The organism is Haloarcula limicola (genome assembly GCF_010119205.1).
Taxonomy (GTDB): Archaea; Halobacteriota; Halobacteria; order Halobacteriales; family Haloarculaceae; genus Haloarcula; species Haloarcula limicola.
In genome coordinates this window covers 1,079,857-1,094,978 of sequence record NZ_WRXM01000002.1, presented here as the reverse complement: position 1 = coordinate 1,094,978, position 15,122 = coordinate 1,079,857, and the positions used below count along the sequence as shown (strand labels likewise).

11 protein-coding genes are annotated in these 15,122 nt (G+C 69.6%); 8 read left to right on the top strand and 3 right to left on the bottom strand.

Annotation, left to right across the window (positions count from 1 at the left end; translation table 11 throughout):
- Positions 1 to 5 precede the first annotated feature (5 nt).
- The gene (locus GO488_RS14930; protein WP_162318610.1) at positions 6 to 5,315 is read right to left on the bottom strand and encodes a LamG-like jellyroll fold domain-containing protein; all 5,310 of its coding nucleotides are present in this window, start codon (positions 5,313 to 5,315) and stop codon (positions 6 to 8) included.
- A 395-nt stretch (positions 5,316 to 5,710) separates the two neighbouring features.
- Between GO488_RS14930 and pdhA the strand changes: the two genes are divergently transcribed.
- Genes pdhA through GO488_RS14915 form a run of 3 tightly spaced genes read left to right on the top strand, consistent with a single transcriptional unit; the run spans position 5,711 to position 9,468 of the window.
- Complete coding sequence (gene pdhA / locus GO488_RS14925) at positions 5,711 to 6,817, top strand: pyruvate dehydrogenase (acetyl-transferring) E1 component subunit alpha (protein ID WP_162318662.1); 1,107 nt, start codon at positions 5,711 to 5,713, stop codon at positions 6,815 to 6,817.
- Positions 6,814 to 7,806 (top strand): alpha-ketoacid dehydrogenase subunit beta, encoded by a 993-nt coding sequence (locus GO488_RS14920; protein ID WP_162318609.1) that lies wholly within the window; start codon positions 6,814 to 6,816, stop codon positions 7,804 to 7,806. The genes pdhA and GO488_RS14920 overlap by 4 nt, the downstream gene beginning before the upstream one ends.
- A 3-nt stretch (positions 7,807 to 7,809) precedes the next feature.
- A complete protein-coding gene (locus GO488_RS14915; protein WP_162318608.1) occupies positions 7,810 to 9,468 on the top strand; it encodes a 2-oxo acid dehydrogenase subunit E2 in 1,659 nt (552 codons plus the stop codon).
- Here the strand turns inward: GO488_RS14915 and GO488_RS14910 are convergent, their stop codons facing one another.
- A complete protein-coding gene (locus GO488_RS14910) occupies positions 9,469 to 9,798 on the bottom strand; it encodes a carboxymuconolactone decarboxylase family protein (RefSeq protein ID WP_162318607.1) in 330 nt (109 codons plus the stop codon).
- A 90-nt stretch (positions 9,799 to 9,888) separates the two neighbouring features.
- Between GO488_RS14910 and lpdA the strand changes: the two genes are divergently transcribed.
- Both lpdA and GO488_RS14900 read left to right on the top strand, forming a co-directional pair.
- Positions 9,889 to 11,307, top strand: coding sequence for a dihydrolipoyl dehydrogenase (lpdA, locus tag GO488_RS14905; protein ID WP_162318606.1), 1,419 nt, complete (start codon positions 9,889 to 9,891; stop codon positions 11,305 to 11,307).
- A gap of 80 nt (positions 11,308 to 11,387) precedes the next feature.
- Positions 11,388 to 12,227: an aldo/keto reductase gene (locus GO488_RS14900; RefSeq protein WP_162318605.1), complete on the top strand. Its 840-nt coding sequence runs from the start codon at positions 11,388 to 11,390 to the stop codon at positions 12,225 to 12,227.
- A gap of 37 nt (positions 12,228 to 12,264) precedes the next feature.
- Here the strand turns inward: GO488_RS14900 and GO488_RS14895 are convergent, their stop codons facing one another.
- On the bottom strand, positions 12,265 to 13,284 hold the full coding sequence (locus GO488_RS14895; RefSeq protein ID WP_162318604.1) for a S1C family serine protease: 1,020 nt from the start codon (positions 13,282 to 13,284) through the stop codon (positions 12,265 to 12,267).
- 88 nt (positions 13,285 to 13,372) lie between these two features.
- Here GO488_RS14895 and pheA point away from each other — a divergent pair, with 88 nt between their 5' ends.
- From pheA to GO488_RS14880, 3 genes are read left to right on the top strand one after another with little or no spacing between them, the layout of a single operon-like run.
- On the top strand, positions 13,373 to 14,188 hold the full coding sequence (gene pheA / locus GO488_RS14890; protein WP_162318603.1) for a prephenate dehydratase: 816 nt from the start codon (positions 13,373 to 13,375) through the stop codon (positions 14,186 to 14,188).
- 47 nt (positions 14,189 to 14,235) lie between these two features.
- On the top strand, positions 14,236 to 14,643 hold the full coding sequence (locus GO488_RS14885; protein WP_162318602.1) for an Hsp20/alpha crystallin family protein: 408 nt from the start codon (positions 14,236 to 14,238) through the stop codon (positions 14,641 to 14,643).
- Position 14,644: 1 nt separating this feature from the next.
- Positions 14,645 to 15,103, top strand: coding sequence for a peroxiredoxin (locus tag GO488_RS14880; protein ID WP_162318601.1), 459 nt, complete (start codon positions 14,645 to 14,647; stop codon positions 15,101 to 15,103).
- The last annotated feature ends 19 nt before the right edge of the window (positions 15,104 to 15,122 follow it).

Here is a 15,122-nt window from a genome sequence, read left to right as displayed (position 1 = left end):
CGTCGTCAGTCCCCCGTCGGGTACCGCCGCTTCGAGAGCGCCATCGGGTCGGCGTCGGCCGTCGAGAACGGCTGGATCACGAAGCCGAAGGAGGCGTCCGTCGGCTGGACGCGGTACTGTTCGAGCGGTTCGACCGGCGTCCCGCCGACGCCGGAGACGAGGTGGTCCAAGTCGAACGCGACCGAGTCGCTCGCTTCGAGTTCGTACTGGTACTCCGCGTCGTCGAGGTTGGCCCAGTGGTCGGTGTTGACGTTCATCGACTCGTCGAGGGGCAATCCGAGCAGGCCGGTGCCGTCGCCGTCGGTCAGCGCGGCCCACCGGGTGCCGGCCTTGTTGCCGTTGTCCGTCGGCGGCAGATACGGGACGTACTGGTCGGCGACGCTACCCGCGTAGCGGCCCGTCCGGACGCCCCACTGGCGGTCGGGATAGGTCTCCTCCGGCCCGCGGCCGTACCACTCCAACTCGTCGAAGCGGTCGGGCACGTCGAGGCGCAGGCCCATCTTCGGGAGGTAGTCGGTCACCGTCTGCCGGAGCTTGTCGTTGGGCGAGGCCGCGACGTCGATAGCGACGTCGCCACAGCCGAAGACGCGATAGCTGTACGTGACCGAGAAGCCCGGGCCGCGCCGCGTGACGGTCTCGAAGGAGTTCAGGTTCAGCCACGCGACCGCGCCGTCTATCGGCTGGTCGGTCCGCGCGGCCACCTCGTCGTCGCCCAGCCCGCGGTCGTAGACGCGGACGTTGTCGATCCGCGTGCCGCTTGCGACGTAGCCGTCGCCGGCGCGGCCGACCGTCACCGGCGAGTCCGAGTGCCGGAGCGACCCGTCGTAGGCCTTCGTGTTCTGGCGCTCCCCGTCGATGTAGAACCGTAGCTCTCCGGCGTCGGCGTCCCAGACACCGGCGATATGGTGCCAGTTGCCGGCCCAGTCCTCGGGAACGTCGGTGGCGACCCAGTGCCACTCGCCCGTGTTGAAGGAGAGTTCGAGCGCCCCGCCGCGGTCGGCGGTCCGGCGCTTGAGGAGGTACTGGGTGCCCTTCATGATGTAGGGTTGCGAGCCAGCGCCCTCCTGTGGTTCGCCCGGCCGGACCCAACATTCGAGCGTCAGGCCGCCCTCCGTTATATCAAGGCTGTCCGAGGTGCCGAGCGAGAGGTAGCTCTGCCCGCCGAAGGACAGCGCCTGTCCGGAGACGCCGGAGACGACGTCGGGACCGTTCCGGAGCGTCCCGTCGTTGCCGTTGTCGGTCGCGTCGGGCGTGATCCGCGTCGAGGAGCGCTCGGTGACCTCGTCGAAGTCGTACCAGAGGACGGCGCTCTCGGGCGGCGAGTCGAACCCGTCGGCCGCTTCCTCGGCCGACAGCGCGCGGTCGAAGACGCGGACCGAGTCGACGGTCGTCTCGGCGTAGCGGCTCGGCTTCTCCGCGTTGTGCGCGACCTGCACCGGGAAGTCGGAGGGGCCGAGTTCCGTCACGTCGTGCGAGCGAGTCGCGACCTCGGCCCCGTCGAGGTAGAGCCGGAGTTCCCCGTCGGTGCAGACGCCGACCAGTCGGTGCCAGGTGTCGCCGTCGAGGTCCGCCGGAATCTCGGCGGTGACGGACTCCCACGAACCGGCCTCGGCGTCGTAGACGAAGAACGAGAACACGTCGTCGTTGACCTTCAGCGCGTAGTGTTTGTCCCCCTTCGTGACGAACGGCGAGTGGCCGCCGGTGTCCAGCCCCCGGAACGTCGCCGCGACGGTGAAGCCGGGGCTGGTGAAATCGAGCGCATCGGGGTTGCCGGCGTCGACGTAGTCGTCCTCCCCGTCGAACGCGAGCGCCGTGCCCGACTGCCCCGAGACGAGTTCGGGGTCGCCGTAGACGGTGCCGTCGCTCCCGGTACTGGATTCGTCCGGCGTCACCAGAACGTCGCTGGCCGACGCGCCTTCGAGGAACGCGTCGACGTCGATGCGGGCGAGGCCGTCCGCCGGCCGCTCGGTGCGCACGTCCTCGACGGTCTGGGAGAGGTCGTTCAGCCCAGCCTCTCGCCAGCTGGAGGCCTGCTCGCTCCCCCAGCTCACCGTCTCGTTCATGATGGGGACGCGCCAGGCGTTGAACCGCGGGCCGGCGTCGAGGAGTTCGGTCCCGTCGTACCGCATGGACGAGAACGTCCCCGACTCGATGTCGAGCGCGTACTCGAAGCGGTCGCCGGCGACGACGACGGCGTCGTCGCCCTCCGACAGCGACACCGCCGGGAGATCCGCCGGGTCGACGACCGACGGCTCCGGCACGTCGAAGGGGACCTCGAACTGGTCGAAGGCGACCTCGTGGCCGGCGTCGGCGTAGGACGTCGCGTCGGGCCGCGTGAAGGCGACTTCGAGTCGATACTCGGTGCCGGGCGACGGGTCCGCGGGTGCCGAGAGGTCGAGGCTGACCGGCTGGGTCTCGCCGGGCGGGATATCGAGGTCGAGCGAACCGGACTGGACGACCTCGTCGTCGGCGGTCAACTGCCACTCGCCGTCGAGCGCGCCGAGGTCGGTGAACGCGTAGTGGTTGGTGACGTACACCTCGCCCGCCGCGAGGTCCCTCGGGGCGACCTTGACCGGCTGGTGGCTGTGTTTGAGCTGCCGGAGTTCGGGCTGGACCGACCGGTCGGACCAGACCATCCCGTTCAGGCAGAACGGGTCCTCGTCGTAGAACTGGAACTCGGTGCCGTCGGCGGTCGTCGCGTTCAGGTCCTGGTTGACCCAGTCCCAGATGAACCCGCCCATCAGGCTCTGGTCGCGCAGCAGCGCGCCGAAGTCGTACCGGAGCGCCGCGCCGTCGGCCTCGTGGACGGCAGAGACCGAGCCCGCGTCCAGCGCCGAGTCGAGGACGCTCACCGCGTCGACCGATATCGGCTCGTCGGCCCCACGCTGGGTGTTCTCGCCGAGGCGGAGCGGGCGGGACCCCGTCGGAAGCGACGACGGGGAGTCGCTCGTCGACGCGAGTTCCGTCCCGTCGAGGTAGAGTGCGAGACCGTCGGCCGAACAGACGCCGACGAGCGTGTGCCACTCGTCGGCCGCGAGTCGGCCCCCCGGCCTGCCGGAGACCGACCGGTCGCCGACGCTGAACTCGAGGTGGCCACCCTCGCGGGCGCTCAGCGCGTACTGATCGCCCTTCGAGAGGAACCCGACCTCGGTGTTGGGTTCGAGACCGGAGAACGTCACCCCGACCGCGAAGCCGGGCGAATCGAAGTTCACCCCGGACGGGTCGGCTACCTCGACGTAATCGCCGCTATCGAGCGTGACCATCCCCTCGGACTGCCCGACGTTCACCGTCGGCGCGCCGACGAGGACGCCGTCGTTACCCGACTCGCTCGTGTCGCGGGCGCGACGCGCGGGCGGCTGGATGTGGTCGGACCACATCGCGTGGATCAGCCCGAGGCTGTTGCCCATCGCGTGGTTGTACTCGCCCATCACCACGGGGCGCTTCCCGTCGCCGATCCACTCACCGCTGGCCACTTCGAGGAGCGAGTCCACGTCGACGTACCGCGGTCCGAGCATGTCGCTGTACTCGACGTTCCACCCGCCGCCGTTGGGCTGGTGGTACATGATTCGGTCCGGCGCGAACCCCTCGACGTCCCCGTCGTAGCTCTCGACGGCCGAGACGCCGGCGACGTCGCTGGTGTCCTCGGGCAGGTTCTCGTCGGAATCCATCGCGAGGGCCGCCATCTCCAGGTGTTCGGCGCTCGTCCCGGCCTCGTTCCCGGTCGACCACGAGAAGATCGAAGCGTGGTTGCGGTCCCGGAGGATCATCCGCCGGAACCGCGAGACCGCCTGCTCGCGGTAGACTTCCGTGTTGGCGAGCAGACCCTGCCACCAGTGGGTCTCGACGTTCACCTCGTCCTGGACGTAGAGGCCGTACTCGTCGGCCAGCCGGTAGAACGTCGGGTCGTTGGGGTAGTGAGAGGTCCGGACGGCGTTGACGTTGTACTGCCGGAGGATCTCGATGTCCTGCCGCATCCGCTCGACCGGGACCGTCCGCCCGGCCTCCGGGGTCGTCTCGTGGCGGTTCGTTCCGCGGACGTTGACCGGTTCGCCGTTGACGAGGACCTGTGCGCCCCGCTTTCCGCGGGTCGTCTCGTAGGTCCGGAACCCGACCTTGTCGAACAGCGCCTCGGTAGTGGTCTCGCCGTCGTCGAGTTCCAGCGCGACCCCGTAGAGGGTCGGGTGCTCCGCGGACCACTTCTCGGGGTTCGAGACGGTCGCTTCCAGCGTGACGGTGCCGCCGTCGGGACCCACGTCGAGCGCCGCCGACCGCGTCGTCACCGTCTCCCCGTCGGGGCCGAAGAGGTGCGCCCTCACCGCGTGTCGGCCCCGTGCCGCGTCGGTGTAGTTCGCCACCTCGGCGTCGATTCGGAGGTGGCCGTCCTCGTACTCCTCGTCCAAGTCGGTCTGCGCGTAGAAGTCCCGGACGTGGACCGTCGGCGTCGAGTAGAGATAGACGCTCCGGAAGATGCCCGAGTACCGGAACATGTCCTGGTTCTCGAGGGCCTCGCCGTCGGAGAACCGATACGCCTGCACGGTCACCGTGTGGTCCTCGCCGGGCGTGACGTGGTCGGTGACGTCGAACTCACCGGGCGTCATCGACCCCTGCTGGAACCCGACGTAGGTCCCGTCGATCCAGACGAAGTACGCCTGTTTCACGCTCTCAAAGTGGAGGAACACCTCGCGGTCGCCCCAGTCTTCCGGCACGCCGAACGAGCGCCGGTAGACGCCCATGGGGTTGGTGTCCGGAACGTCGATGTCGCCCGACGTGGGGTCGAGGTTGCCCGGCAGGTCCGGGTCGTAGGCGTCCCACGTTATCCCCGTGTTCGTGTAGATGCGCTGGTCGTACCCCTCGGTCTGCCAGACGCTCGGGACGGAAATCGACTCCCAGTCGACGCCGTCGAGCGACGCCGGCACGTCCGCCGGCCGCTCGTAGAACCGGAAGTCCCACTCGCCGTTCAGCGACCGGAAGTACGCTGACTCCGCCCACCGGCTCTCGAGCGCCGTGAACGGGTCGTCGGCGTCGCGGGCCGCCTCGACGGACCCGTAGGGGATCGTCGACGTGACGTGCGTCGGTTCTCGGTACTGTTCGAACACCGTCGGGTCCTCGATGTAGGCGTCGAGGTTCCGGATCCGGCCGGGACCGCCCGGCGAGAGATCCGGTGCCGCTGTCGACGGCGTCTCCGCGCTGGCCGCGCCGACGCCGGTGCCGGTCGCCAGCGCCGCCAGCCCGGTTGCCTGTAAGAACTCCCGTCGGGAGGGGGTGATATTCGCGCGCTGTTCGCCGCGCCGTCTCGCTGTTTCGTCGTTCGTCATTGGTGAATCCATCACTCGTTGTTCCATCCCGGCGGACGGAACAGGCGGTCCACGGGCGGATCCATCTTATTTAATCAGGTGGTAAAATGGCTGATACGTTCGGAGAGCGAGCGGGCGCCGAGCGACGACCGACTGTAGTTCTTCTGAGAGATACTGAGCGGAGATTCGTTCACTAATAGTGACTAACTGGTGAGTATAATAATATCAGGAGACACATCCAGTTGCCTCCGTTTTGGACTGCTTCGGCGCGGGCGCGAACTGCCCAACAACTCATCCAGCTCCTTCGTGAGAAATACACTCCGGTAATCTCTGAGCTGCCAGTATAACGCCACACAAACGCTAAACCCGTTGCGAGTCAACACCTATCACATGTCACGCCACGGCAGGTGGTTTCTCTGAGCGTCCTCCAGCGCGATCCGGCCGATAGAGTACAGATACTCGGCGAGGACGGGCAGGTGGTCGACGGCGCGACGGTGCCGGACCTCTCCGAAGACGAACTGGTCGAGATGTATCGCAACCTGAAGTTGGGGCGGCGCTTCGACCAGCGAGCGGTGAGCCTCCAGCGGCAGGGTCGGATGGGAACCTATCCGCCGATGGCCGGACAGGAGGCCTCGCAGGTCGGCAGCGCGATGGCCTTATCAGAGGGCGACTGGACGTTCCCGAGCTACCGCGAACACCTCGCGCTGTACGTCCGCGGCTGGGACCTGGCCGACGACCTGCTGTACTGGATGGGCAGCGAACGGGGCAACTCCCCGCCCGAGGACGTGCAGGTGTTCTCGCTCGCCGTGCCCATCGCCACGCAGATACCCCACGCGACCGGCGCGGCGTGGGCCTCGAAGCTCAGGGGCGAAGACAAGGTGTTCCTCGCGTACTTCGGCGACGGCGCGACCAGCGAGGGCGACTTCCACGAGGGGCTGAACTTCGCCGGCGTCTTCGACGTGCCCGCGGTGTTCTTCTGTAACAACAACCAGTGGGCGATCTCGGTCCCGCGCGAGCGCCAGACGGCCAGCGAGACGCTCGCCCAGAAGGCCAACGCCTACGGTTTCGACGGCGTCCAGGTCGACGGGATGGACCCGCTGGCGGTGTATCAGGCGACCAGCGAGGCCGTCGAGAAGGCTCGCGACCCGCCGGCGGGCGAACGCCGCCCGACGATGATCGAGTCGGTGCAGTACCGCTTCGGCGCGCACACCACCGCCGACGACCCCTCGGTCTACCGCGACGACGACGAGGTCGAGAAGTGGAAGAAGCGCGACCCGATCCCGCGGCTGGAGACGTACCTCCGCGACCGGGACGTGCTCGACGACGAGCGAGTGGCGAGCATCGACGAGTCCATCGAGGAGGAGGTGGCCGAAGCCATCGACGCGGCCGAGTCGACCGACCGGCCCGACCCCGAGGAGATGTTCGCCGACGTCTACGCCGAGATGCCCGCCCGCCTCGAGGAACAGCTCGAGTACCTCCGCGACCTGCGCGAGCGACACGGCGACGAGGTGATGCTCGAATGAGCGCGGAGAACGCACAGAGCCTGACGCTCGTCCAGGCGGTCCGGGACGGCCTCTACGGCGAGATGGAGCGCGACGAGGACGTCCTCGTGATGGGCGAGGACGTGGGCAAGAACGGCGGCGTCTTCCGGGCGACGCAGGGCCTCCACGAGGAGTTCGGCGAGGACCGCGTCATCGACACGCCGCTCGCCGAGTCGGGCATCATCGGCACCGCCATCGGGATGGCCGCCTACGGGCTGCGGCCGGTCCCCGAGATGCAGTTCTCCGGGTTCATGTACCCCGCCTTCGATCAACTGGTCAGCCACGCCGCGCGCCTGCGGACCCGAAGCCGGGGCCGATACACCTGCCCGATGACGGTCCGGGCTCCCTACGGCGGCGGCATCCGCGCCCCCGAACACCACTCCGAGTCCAAGGAGGCGTTCTACGTCCACGAGCCCGGCTTGAAGGTCGTCGTCCCCTCGACGCCGGGCGACGCGAAGGGCCTGCTCGCCGCCTCAATCCGGGACCCCGACCCCGTCGTCTTCCTCGAACCGAAGCTCATCTACCGGGCGTTCCGCGAGGACGTGCCCGAGGAGACGTACGCGACCGAACTGGGAGCGGCGAAGGTCCGCCGCGAGGGCGAGGACATCTCGGTGTTCACGTGGGGCGCGATGACCCGGCCGACGGTGGAAGCGGCCGAGGACCTCGCCGGGGAGGGCATCGACGCCGAGGTGGTCGACCTTCGGACCCTCAAACCGATGGACACCGACGCCATCCTCGACTCGTTCAGGAAGACCGGGCGCGCCGCCGTCGTCCACGAGGCCCCCAAGACCGGCGGCCTCGCCGGCGAGATAATCGCCACGATCCAGGAGGAGGCGCTGCTGTATCAGGAGGCCCCGATCACGCGCATCACCGGCTTCGACGTGCCGTTCCCGCTCTACGCCCTAGAGGACTACTACCTCCCGGAACCCGCCCGCATCAAAGACGGTATCACCGAGGCCGTGGAGTTCTAACGCATGTTCGAGTTCAAGCTCCCGGACCTCGGCGAAGGGGTCGCCGAGGGGGAGGTGCTGGAGTGGCACGTCGCCGTCGGCGACGCCGTCACCGAGGATCAGGTGCTGGCAGAGGTCGAGACGGACAAGGCTGCCGTGGACGTTCCCTCGCCGGTCGAGGGCGTCGTCCGCGAACTGCACGCCGAGGTCGGCGACGTCGTCGCCACCGGCGAGGTCCTCGTCACCATCGAGGAAGAGGGCGACGCCGAGGCGGGCGAGACGGCCGCCGAGAGCGAGCGCGACGCGTCGGCGGGCGACGGCGCTGAACCCGACGCGGGCGCGTCCGGAACGACCGAGGCGAGCGAGTCCGCGGCGGCGACCGAGGGCCGGGTCTTCGCGCCGCCGAGCGTCCGCCGCCTCGCCCGCGAGAAGGGCGTCGACATCGCGACCGTCTCCGGGTCGGGGCCGAGCGGCCGCATCACCGAGGCCGACGTGACCGCCGCCGCCGAGTCGGCCGGGAGCGAATCCGACGACGACGGACCGACACCGGCGGTCTCGAAGGTCGGCGACGGGGAGAGCGGAGAAGACGACGGCCCCACGTCAGTCGTCTCGAAGGTCGGCGGCGACGAGAGCGGTGACGGCGCGGCCGACGAGCGGCCCGTCAAGTCCGCCGTCCGGCGGGCGTCGGGCGACGAGCCGATGGCCGAGCGCCGCGACCGCACGCTGGCGACGCCGGCCACCCGCCGCCTCGCCCGCGAACTGGGCGTCGACATCGACGCCGTCCCGACCGACGAGACCCGCGACGGCGAGCCCTACGTCGACGAGGCCGCCGTGCGCGCCGTCGCCGAGGGGGCGGCCGGCGAAGTCACCGACGAGGACGTCCGCGAGGTCACCGAAGCGGTCGTCTCGGAGATGCGCGACGCGGCCGAGGGGGCGGGCGGCGCGGAGGCGGGCGCGGCGGGCGTCGCCGCGGAGAGGGAGGCCGCCGGCGACCGGCGCGAACCCTACCGCGGCGTCCGGCGGGCCATCGGCGAGCAGATGGCCCGCTCCCGGCGGGAGGTCCCCCACGCGACCCACCACGACAGGGTAGCCGTGCCGGGGCTGGTCGAGGCCCGCGAGCGCCTCGAACCGCTGGCCGAGGAGCGCGGCGTCCGCCTCACGTACACGCCGTTCCTGCTGAAGTGCGTCGCCGCCGCGCTCGACGACCACCCGATTCTCGCCACGCGACTCGACACGGAAACCGAGGAGATCGTCTTCAAGGACGACCGCAACCTCGGCGTGGCGACGGCCACCGACCACGGCCTCGTCGTCCCCGTCGTCGACGATGTGGACGAGAAGGGGCTCCTGCAGGTGGCGACCGAGGTCAACGACCTCGTCGAGCGCGCCCGGAGCCGCGACATCGCCCGCGAGGAGATGCAGGGCGGGACGTTCACCGTGACAAACTTCGGGGCTATCGGCGGCGAGTACGCCGACCCGGTCATCAACGTCCCCGAGACGGCCATCCTCGGCGTCGGGTCGCTGGAAGAGCGGCCCGTCGCAGTCGACGGGGAAGTGGTGGCGAAACCGACGCTGACGCTCTCGCTGGCCATCGACCACCGTGTCGTCGACGGCGCGGACGCCGCCCGGTTCGTCAACACCCTGAAGGAGTACCTCGCGGACCCGACGCGGCTGCTGCTGGAGTAGTCACTCCGTCAGGTCCGAGATCCAGCTCCTGGCCGCCATCGCCTTCGGGAACCCGATGGTCGGTATCGCCAGCGTGGCGACGTGTTCGAGCGCCGCCGCGGAGTGGCCCTCGTCCAGCCCGCGCCGAACGTGCGAGTGGACCGCGCCCTCCGACTGCGCGCCGACCGCCAGCGCGAGTTTCACGAGCCGTTTCGTCTCGTCGTCTAACGGTCCGGCCTCCGAGCACGCCTCCCCGAGGTCGCCGTACGCCTCCCAGACGGCCGGCTGTTCCTCGGCGAACCGCGTCGGCGTCGTCGGCAACTCCTCCGAATCGCTGATCTCGTCTGCCATGTCGGTGCGTACGACCGCCGGCGTTACATAGCTTAGTCCGCCTCGGCGCAGAGGGCGGTAGTTTTTCACCCGGCCCGCCGAGAGGCCGCTATGGTCGTAGGAGACGTCACCACGGGCACGGAACTGTTGGTCATCGGCGGCGGGCCGGGCGGCTACGTCGCCGCCATCCGCGGCGCGCAACTCGGACTCGACACCACGCTGGTCGAGCGGGACGCCTACGGCGGCACCTGTCTCAACCACGGCTGCATTCCCTCGAAGGCCCTCATCTCGGCCACAGATGTAGCACACGACGCGGGACAGGCCGAGGACATGGGCGTCTACGCCGATCCCGCCGTGGACATGAGCACGATGAGCGAGTGGAAAGACGGCGTCGTCACCCGGCTGACCCGCGGCGTCGAGTCCCTCTGTGAGAGCGCGGGCGTCGAACTCATCGAGGGCACGGCGCAGTTCGTCGACGACGAGACGGTCCGGGTCGCCCACGGCGGCGAAGGCCAGGGCTCGGAATCGGTCGCCTTCGAACACGCCGTCGTCGCCACCGGCAGCCGGCCCGTCGAGGTGCCGGGCTTCGAGTTCGACGGCGAGCGCATCCTCTCCTCGACGGACGCGCTCGCGCTCGAGACGGTCCCCGACGACCTGCTGGTGGTCGGGGCGGGCTACATCGGGATGGAGCTCTCGACGGTGTTCGCCAAGCTCGGCGCGGACGTGACCGTCGTGGAGATGTTAGACGACGTGCTGCCGGGCTACGAGGACGACGTGGCGGAGATCGTCCGCGAGCGCGCCGAGTCGCTGGGCATCGAGTTCGCCTTCGGCGAGGCCGCCCGCGACTGGACCGAACTCGACGACGGCATCCGCGTCAGCACCACTGACGAGAACGACGACGTGACTGAGTACAACGCCGAGCAGTGCCTCGTCGCGGTCGGCCGCGAGCCCGTCACCGACACCGTCGGACTGGACGCCGTCGGCCTCGAACCCGACGACGACGGATTCCTTTCCACGGATTCGCAGGCCCGCACGGACGTCGAGCACGTCTTCGCCGTCGGCGACGTGGCCGGCGAGCCGATGCTCGCTCACAAGGCCTCCGCCGAGGGCGAGGTCGCGGCGGAGGTCGCGGCGGGCGAACCGGCCGCGCTGGACCAGCAGGCGATTCCCGCGGCGGTCTTCACCGACCCCGAGATCGGCACCGTCGGGATGACCGAATCAGAGGCCGAGGAGGCCGGCTTCGACCCCGTCGTCGGCGAGATGCCGATGCGCGCGAGCGGGCGAGCGCTGACCCTCGACGAGAGGGAGGGGTTCGTCCGCCTCGTCGCCGACGCCGACAGCGAGTTCCTGCTGGGCGCGCAGATCGTCGGCCCCGAGGCCTCGGAACTGATCGCCGAGGTCGGCCTGGGCATCGAGATGGGCGCGCGCCTCGAGGACCTGGCGAGCACCGTCCACACGCACCCGACGCTCTCCGAGGCGGTCCACGAGGCCGCGATGGCCGCCCGCGGCGAAGCGATTCACACGCGGTAGTGGGCGTTCTTCCCCTCGGTTCCACCGCTGGATTTCTCCCACCCGGCCCCCTTTCAGGCTGGCCCGCCAACCTCGAGGCGATGGTCGAAAACCAGAGCGACACGTTCGATATCGGCGGCGACCTGACCGTCAACCGACTCGGCTACGGCGCGATGCGCATCACCGGCGAGGACATCATCGGCGCACCCGACGACGAGGACGAGGCCCGTAGCGTCCTCCAGCGGGCCGTCGAACTCGGCGTGAACTTCGTCGACACGGCGGACTCCTACGGTCCCGGCGTCTCCGAGCGCCTCATCGGCGAGGCGCTGGACACGGAGAGCGAGGACCTCGTCGTCGCCACGAAGGGCGGCCTCCTGCGCAACACCGACGGCGACTGGCTCCCCCACGGCGACCCCGACTACCTCCGCAACGCCCAACTGGTCTCGCGGGACCGCCTGCGGATGGACCCCATCGACCTCTATCAGTACCACCGCCCGGACCCGGACACGGACTTCGAGGAGTCGATCAACGCGCTCGCCGAGATGAAAGACGAGGGGCTGATCCGCCACGTCGGCGTCTCGAACGTCTCCGTCGAGCAGTTAGACACCGCCCGCGACATCGTCGATATCGCGACGGTTCAAAACGAGTTCAACGTCGCCAACCGCGAGGACGACGACGTGCTGGAAGCCTGCGAGGAGTACGGAATCGGCTTCATCCCGTGGTTCCCGCTCGCGGCGGGCGACTTAGACGACGTCGAGGGCATCGACGAGATCGCCGACGACCACGACGCCTCGCCCCACCAGATCGCGCTCGCGTGGCTCCTCCAGTACTCCGACGTGACCCTGCCAATCCCTGGCACATCGAGCGTCGACCACCTCGAACAGAACGTCGCCGCCAGCGAGATCGAACTGGGCGACGACGAACTCGACCGGCTCTCCTGATCGGCCGAGGCTCCCGTCGACTCGATCCGCCGGCCGCTCACTCTATCGGAACCGCCGACGACCGGTCGGCCGCGCGCCGTCGGTCGTCGCTCGCCGCCGGCCGCTCGGCGGCGACGAACTCGACGGTCAGTTCCGCCCCGTCCCGGATCACGTCCAGCGCGACCGGTTCGCCGGGTTCCGTATCGGTCAGCAGCCGCCGCGTGAGCTCCTCGTGCGACCGAACCGGCACCCCGTCGAGGCCGACCACGACGTCGCCGCCGACCGGAACCTCGGTCCCGTCGACGCGTTTCGACCCCGAACACGCGCGCAGCGACTCGCCGGGGGACTGATCGCGGATGTCGACCACGACGACGCCGCGCGGCTCGTCCAGTCCGTTCGCGCTGGCGACCCGCGGCGTCACGTCGAGCGTGCTGATGCGGAGGTAGGAGTGACGGTAGCGGCCGTCGCTGACGAGGGCGGGGACCACCGTCGAGACGACTCGCGCCGAGACGGCGAAGCCGATGTTGTCCCCCGAACGCGCGCGGTTGACGCCGACGACCGGGTAGCTCTCGCTTCCGGAGTCGCCGTCCGCGTCCGCGGCGACCAGCGGCCCGCCGCTGTTACCGGGGTTTATCGGCGCGTCCGTTTGGACGACGTCGGGGATGGCGAACCCGCCGGAGATCGGCATCGAGCGGTCGACGCCGCTGACCACGCCCGCGGTGATAGAGCCCTCCAGTCCCAGTGGGTTCCCGAGCGCCGCGACGGCTTGGCCGGGTCGCGGCGCGTCGGCTCCAGTCGCGATCGGCAGGGGGTCGGCGTCCGGCGGCCGGTCTTCGATTCGGACGACCGCGAGGTCGGTGTACACGTCGCTGCCGACGACGGTGCCGGTCTGCCACGTCCCGTCGTGGAAGCGGACGTCGACCGCTTCGCACTCGCGGACGACGTGCTCGTTGGTCAGGACGTGTGCGTCGTCGTAGACGAATCCGGAGCCGGCACCGCGCTGGCCGGCCTCGCGGTAGACGGAGACGACCGAGGGGACGGTCGCGTCGTACAGGTGTCGGTAGTCGATAGTGTCCATACAGACTATTGTGCCCGAGTGGCATACCCCTGTCGCGTCGTGACACCCGACCGCGGCGCTTTTCATGACGAGCGGACTACCCGACGGTATGACGACCATCACGCTGGGGCCCGCGGGCACCTACTCCCACCGGGCCGCGCAGGCGGTCGACGACGGCGACATCGAGTTCGCCGAGTCGATGACCGCCATCGTCGAGGCCGTCGCCGAGGGGGAGGCCGACCGCGGCGTCGTCCCGGTCGAGAACAGCATCGAGGGGTCCGTGACGGAGTCGCTGGACGCCTTCGCCGAGTACGACGTCGCCGTGATCAAGGAGATCATCACGCCCATCCGCCACGCGCTGCTGGCGCAGGGAGATAGCTTCGATCTCGTCACCAGCCACGCGCAGGCGCTGGCCCAGTGTCGGGGCTGGCTGGACGAGCACTACCCCGGCGTCGACGTGGAGGCGGTCGCCTCGACGGCTCGCGGCGTCGAGCGCGCCCGCGAGGACCCCAACGTCGCGGCCATCGGTCACCCCGAGAACGCCACCAACGGCACGGAACTGAAAGTGCTAGCCGAGGACATCCAGGACCAGTCCTCGAACGCGACCCGCTTCCTGGCCGTCGCGCCCGTCAGCGAGCGCTCGGAAGCCGGCGGGAAGTCCTCCTTCATCGTCTACCCGAACGCCGACTACCCCGGTCTGCTGTTGGAACTGCTCGAACCGTTCGCCGACCGCGACATCAACCTCACCCGCGTCGAGTCCCGACCGAGCGGCGAGCGGCTGGGCGACTACGTCTTCCACGTCGACATCGCCGCCGGGCTCTACGAGGAGCGCACGCGGGACGCCATCGCCGACGTCGAGGCGCTCGCGGAGAACGGTTGGGTGCGCCACCTGGGCTCCTACGACTCCGAGACGGTGCTGAACTGACCCGGTTCGACGGGGTTCTTAAGTTCCGTCCCCGTGTACGCTCGCCTATGAGCGACCGTGACCCCTTCGCGGAGATCGAGCGAGCGCTCGACACGTTCGGCGAGCAGTTCGGCGTCGACCTCGACAGCGTCCCGACGGACATCGTCGATGCGGGGGACGCCTACGTCGTCCGCGCCGACCTCCCCGGCTTCGACAGCGAGGACTTAGACGTGCAACTGGCCGACGAGCGGGAACTCACCATCAGCGCCACGCACAGCGAGTCCGCGCAGTCGAGCGACGGGCGGTACGTCCAGCGCGAGCGCCGCCGGCAGTCGGTCAGCCGAACGGTCAGGCTCCCGGCGGCAGTAGACGAGGAGGAAACCAGCGCCAGTTACGACGACGGCGTGCTGACCGTCCGCCTCCCGAAGGTCAGCGCCGACGGCGACGAGGACGGGACGGACATCCCGGTGAACTGAGATGGTCCTCGAACCGGGGTCGGTAGTGCCGGCGGTCGCCGCCGAGAATCAACGCGGCGAGCGGGTCCGCCCGGACTTCTCGCGCCCGACGGTCGTCTACTTCTACCCGAAGGACGACACGCCGGGCTGTACGACCGAGGCCAGGCAGTTCGAGGACCGCCACGACGACTACGAGGAGGTCGGCGTCGCCGTCTACGGCGTCTCGACCGACGACGTGGACAGTCACCGCGAGTTCGCCGAGGCCCACGACCTCGGGTTCGACCTGCTGGCGGACCCCGACGGCACCGTCGCCGAGGCGTTCGACGTGGACCTGCGAGACGGGCGGACCCCGCGGACGACGTTCGTCGTCGCCCAAGAGCAGGTCGTCGGCGTCTACGAGGGCGTCCGCCCCGACGGCCACGCGACCGACGTGCTGCGCGACCTCGCCGAAGCGGGCCTCGTCGACGCCGCCGAACAGTAGCGTGCGAGAGAGAACAGCG

What these genes read in the sequence shown, in the direction of transcription:
- GO488_RS14930 (WP_162318610.1), bottom strand. Translation starts at nt 5,315, where the DNA reads ATGACGAACGACGAAACAGCGAGACGGCGCGGCGAACAGCGCGCGAAT.
- GO488_RS14915 (WP_162318608.1), top strand. Translation starts at nt 7,810, where the DNA reads ATGTTCGAGTTCAAGCTCCCGGACCTCGGCGAAGGGGTCGCCGAGGGG.
- GO488_RS14920 (WP_162318609.1), top strand. Translation starts at nt 6,814, where the DNA reads ATGAGCGCGGAGAACGCACAGAGCCTGACGCTCGTCCAGGCGGTCCGG.
- GO488_RS14895 (WP_162318604.1), bottom strand. Translation starts at nt 13,284, where the DNA reads ATGGACACTATCGACTACCGACACCTGTACGACGCGACCGTCCCCTCG.
- GO488_RS14885 (WP_162318602.1), top strand. Translation starts at nt 14,236, where the DNA reads ATGAGCGACCGTGACCCCTTCGCGGAGATCGAGCGAGCGCTCGACACG.
- GO488_RS14900 (WP_162318605.1), top strand. Translation starts at nt 11,388, where the DNA reads ATGGTCGAAAACCAGAGCGACACGTTCGATATCGGCGGCGACCTGACC.
- lpdA (WP_162318606.1), top strand. Translation starts at nt 9,889, where the DNA reads ATGGTCGTAGGAGACGTCACCACGGGCACGGAACTGTTGGTCATCGGC.
- GO488_RS14910 (WP_162318607.1), bottom strand. Translation starts at nt 9,798, where the DNA reads ATGGCAGACGAGATCAGCGATTCGGAGGAGTTGCCGACGACGCCGACG.
- pheA (WP_162318603.1), top strand. Translation starts at nt 13,373, where the DNA reads ATGACGACCATCACGCTGGGGCCCGCGGGCACCTACTCCCACCGGGCC.
- GO488_RS14880 (WP_162318601.1), top strand. Translation starts at nt 14,645, where the DNA reads ATGGTCCTCGAACCGGGGTCGGTAGTGCCGGCGGTCGCCGCCGAGAAT.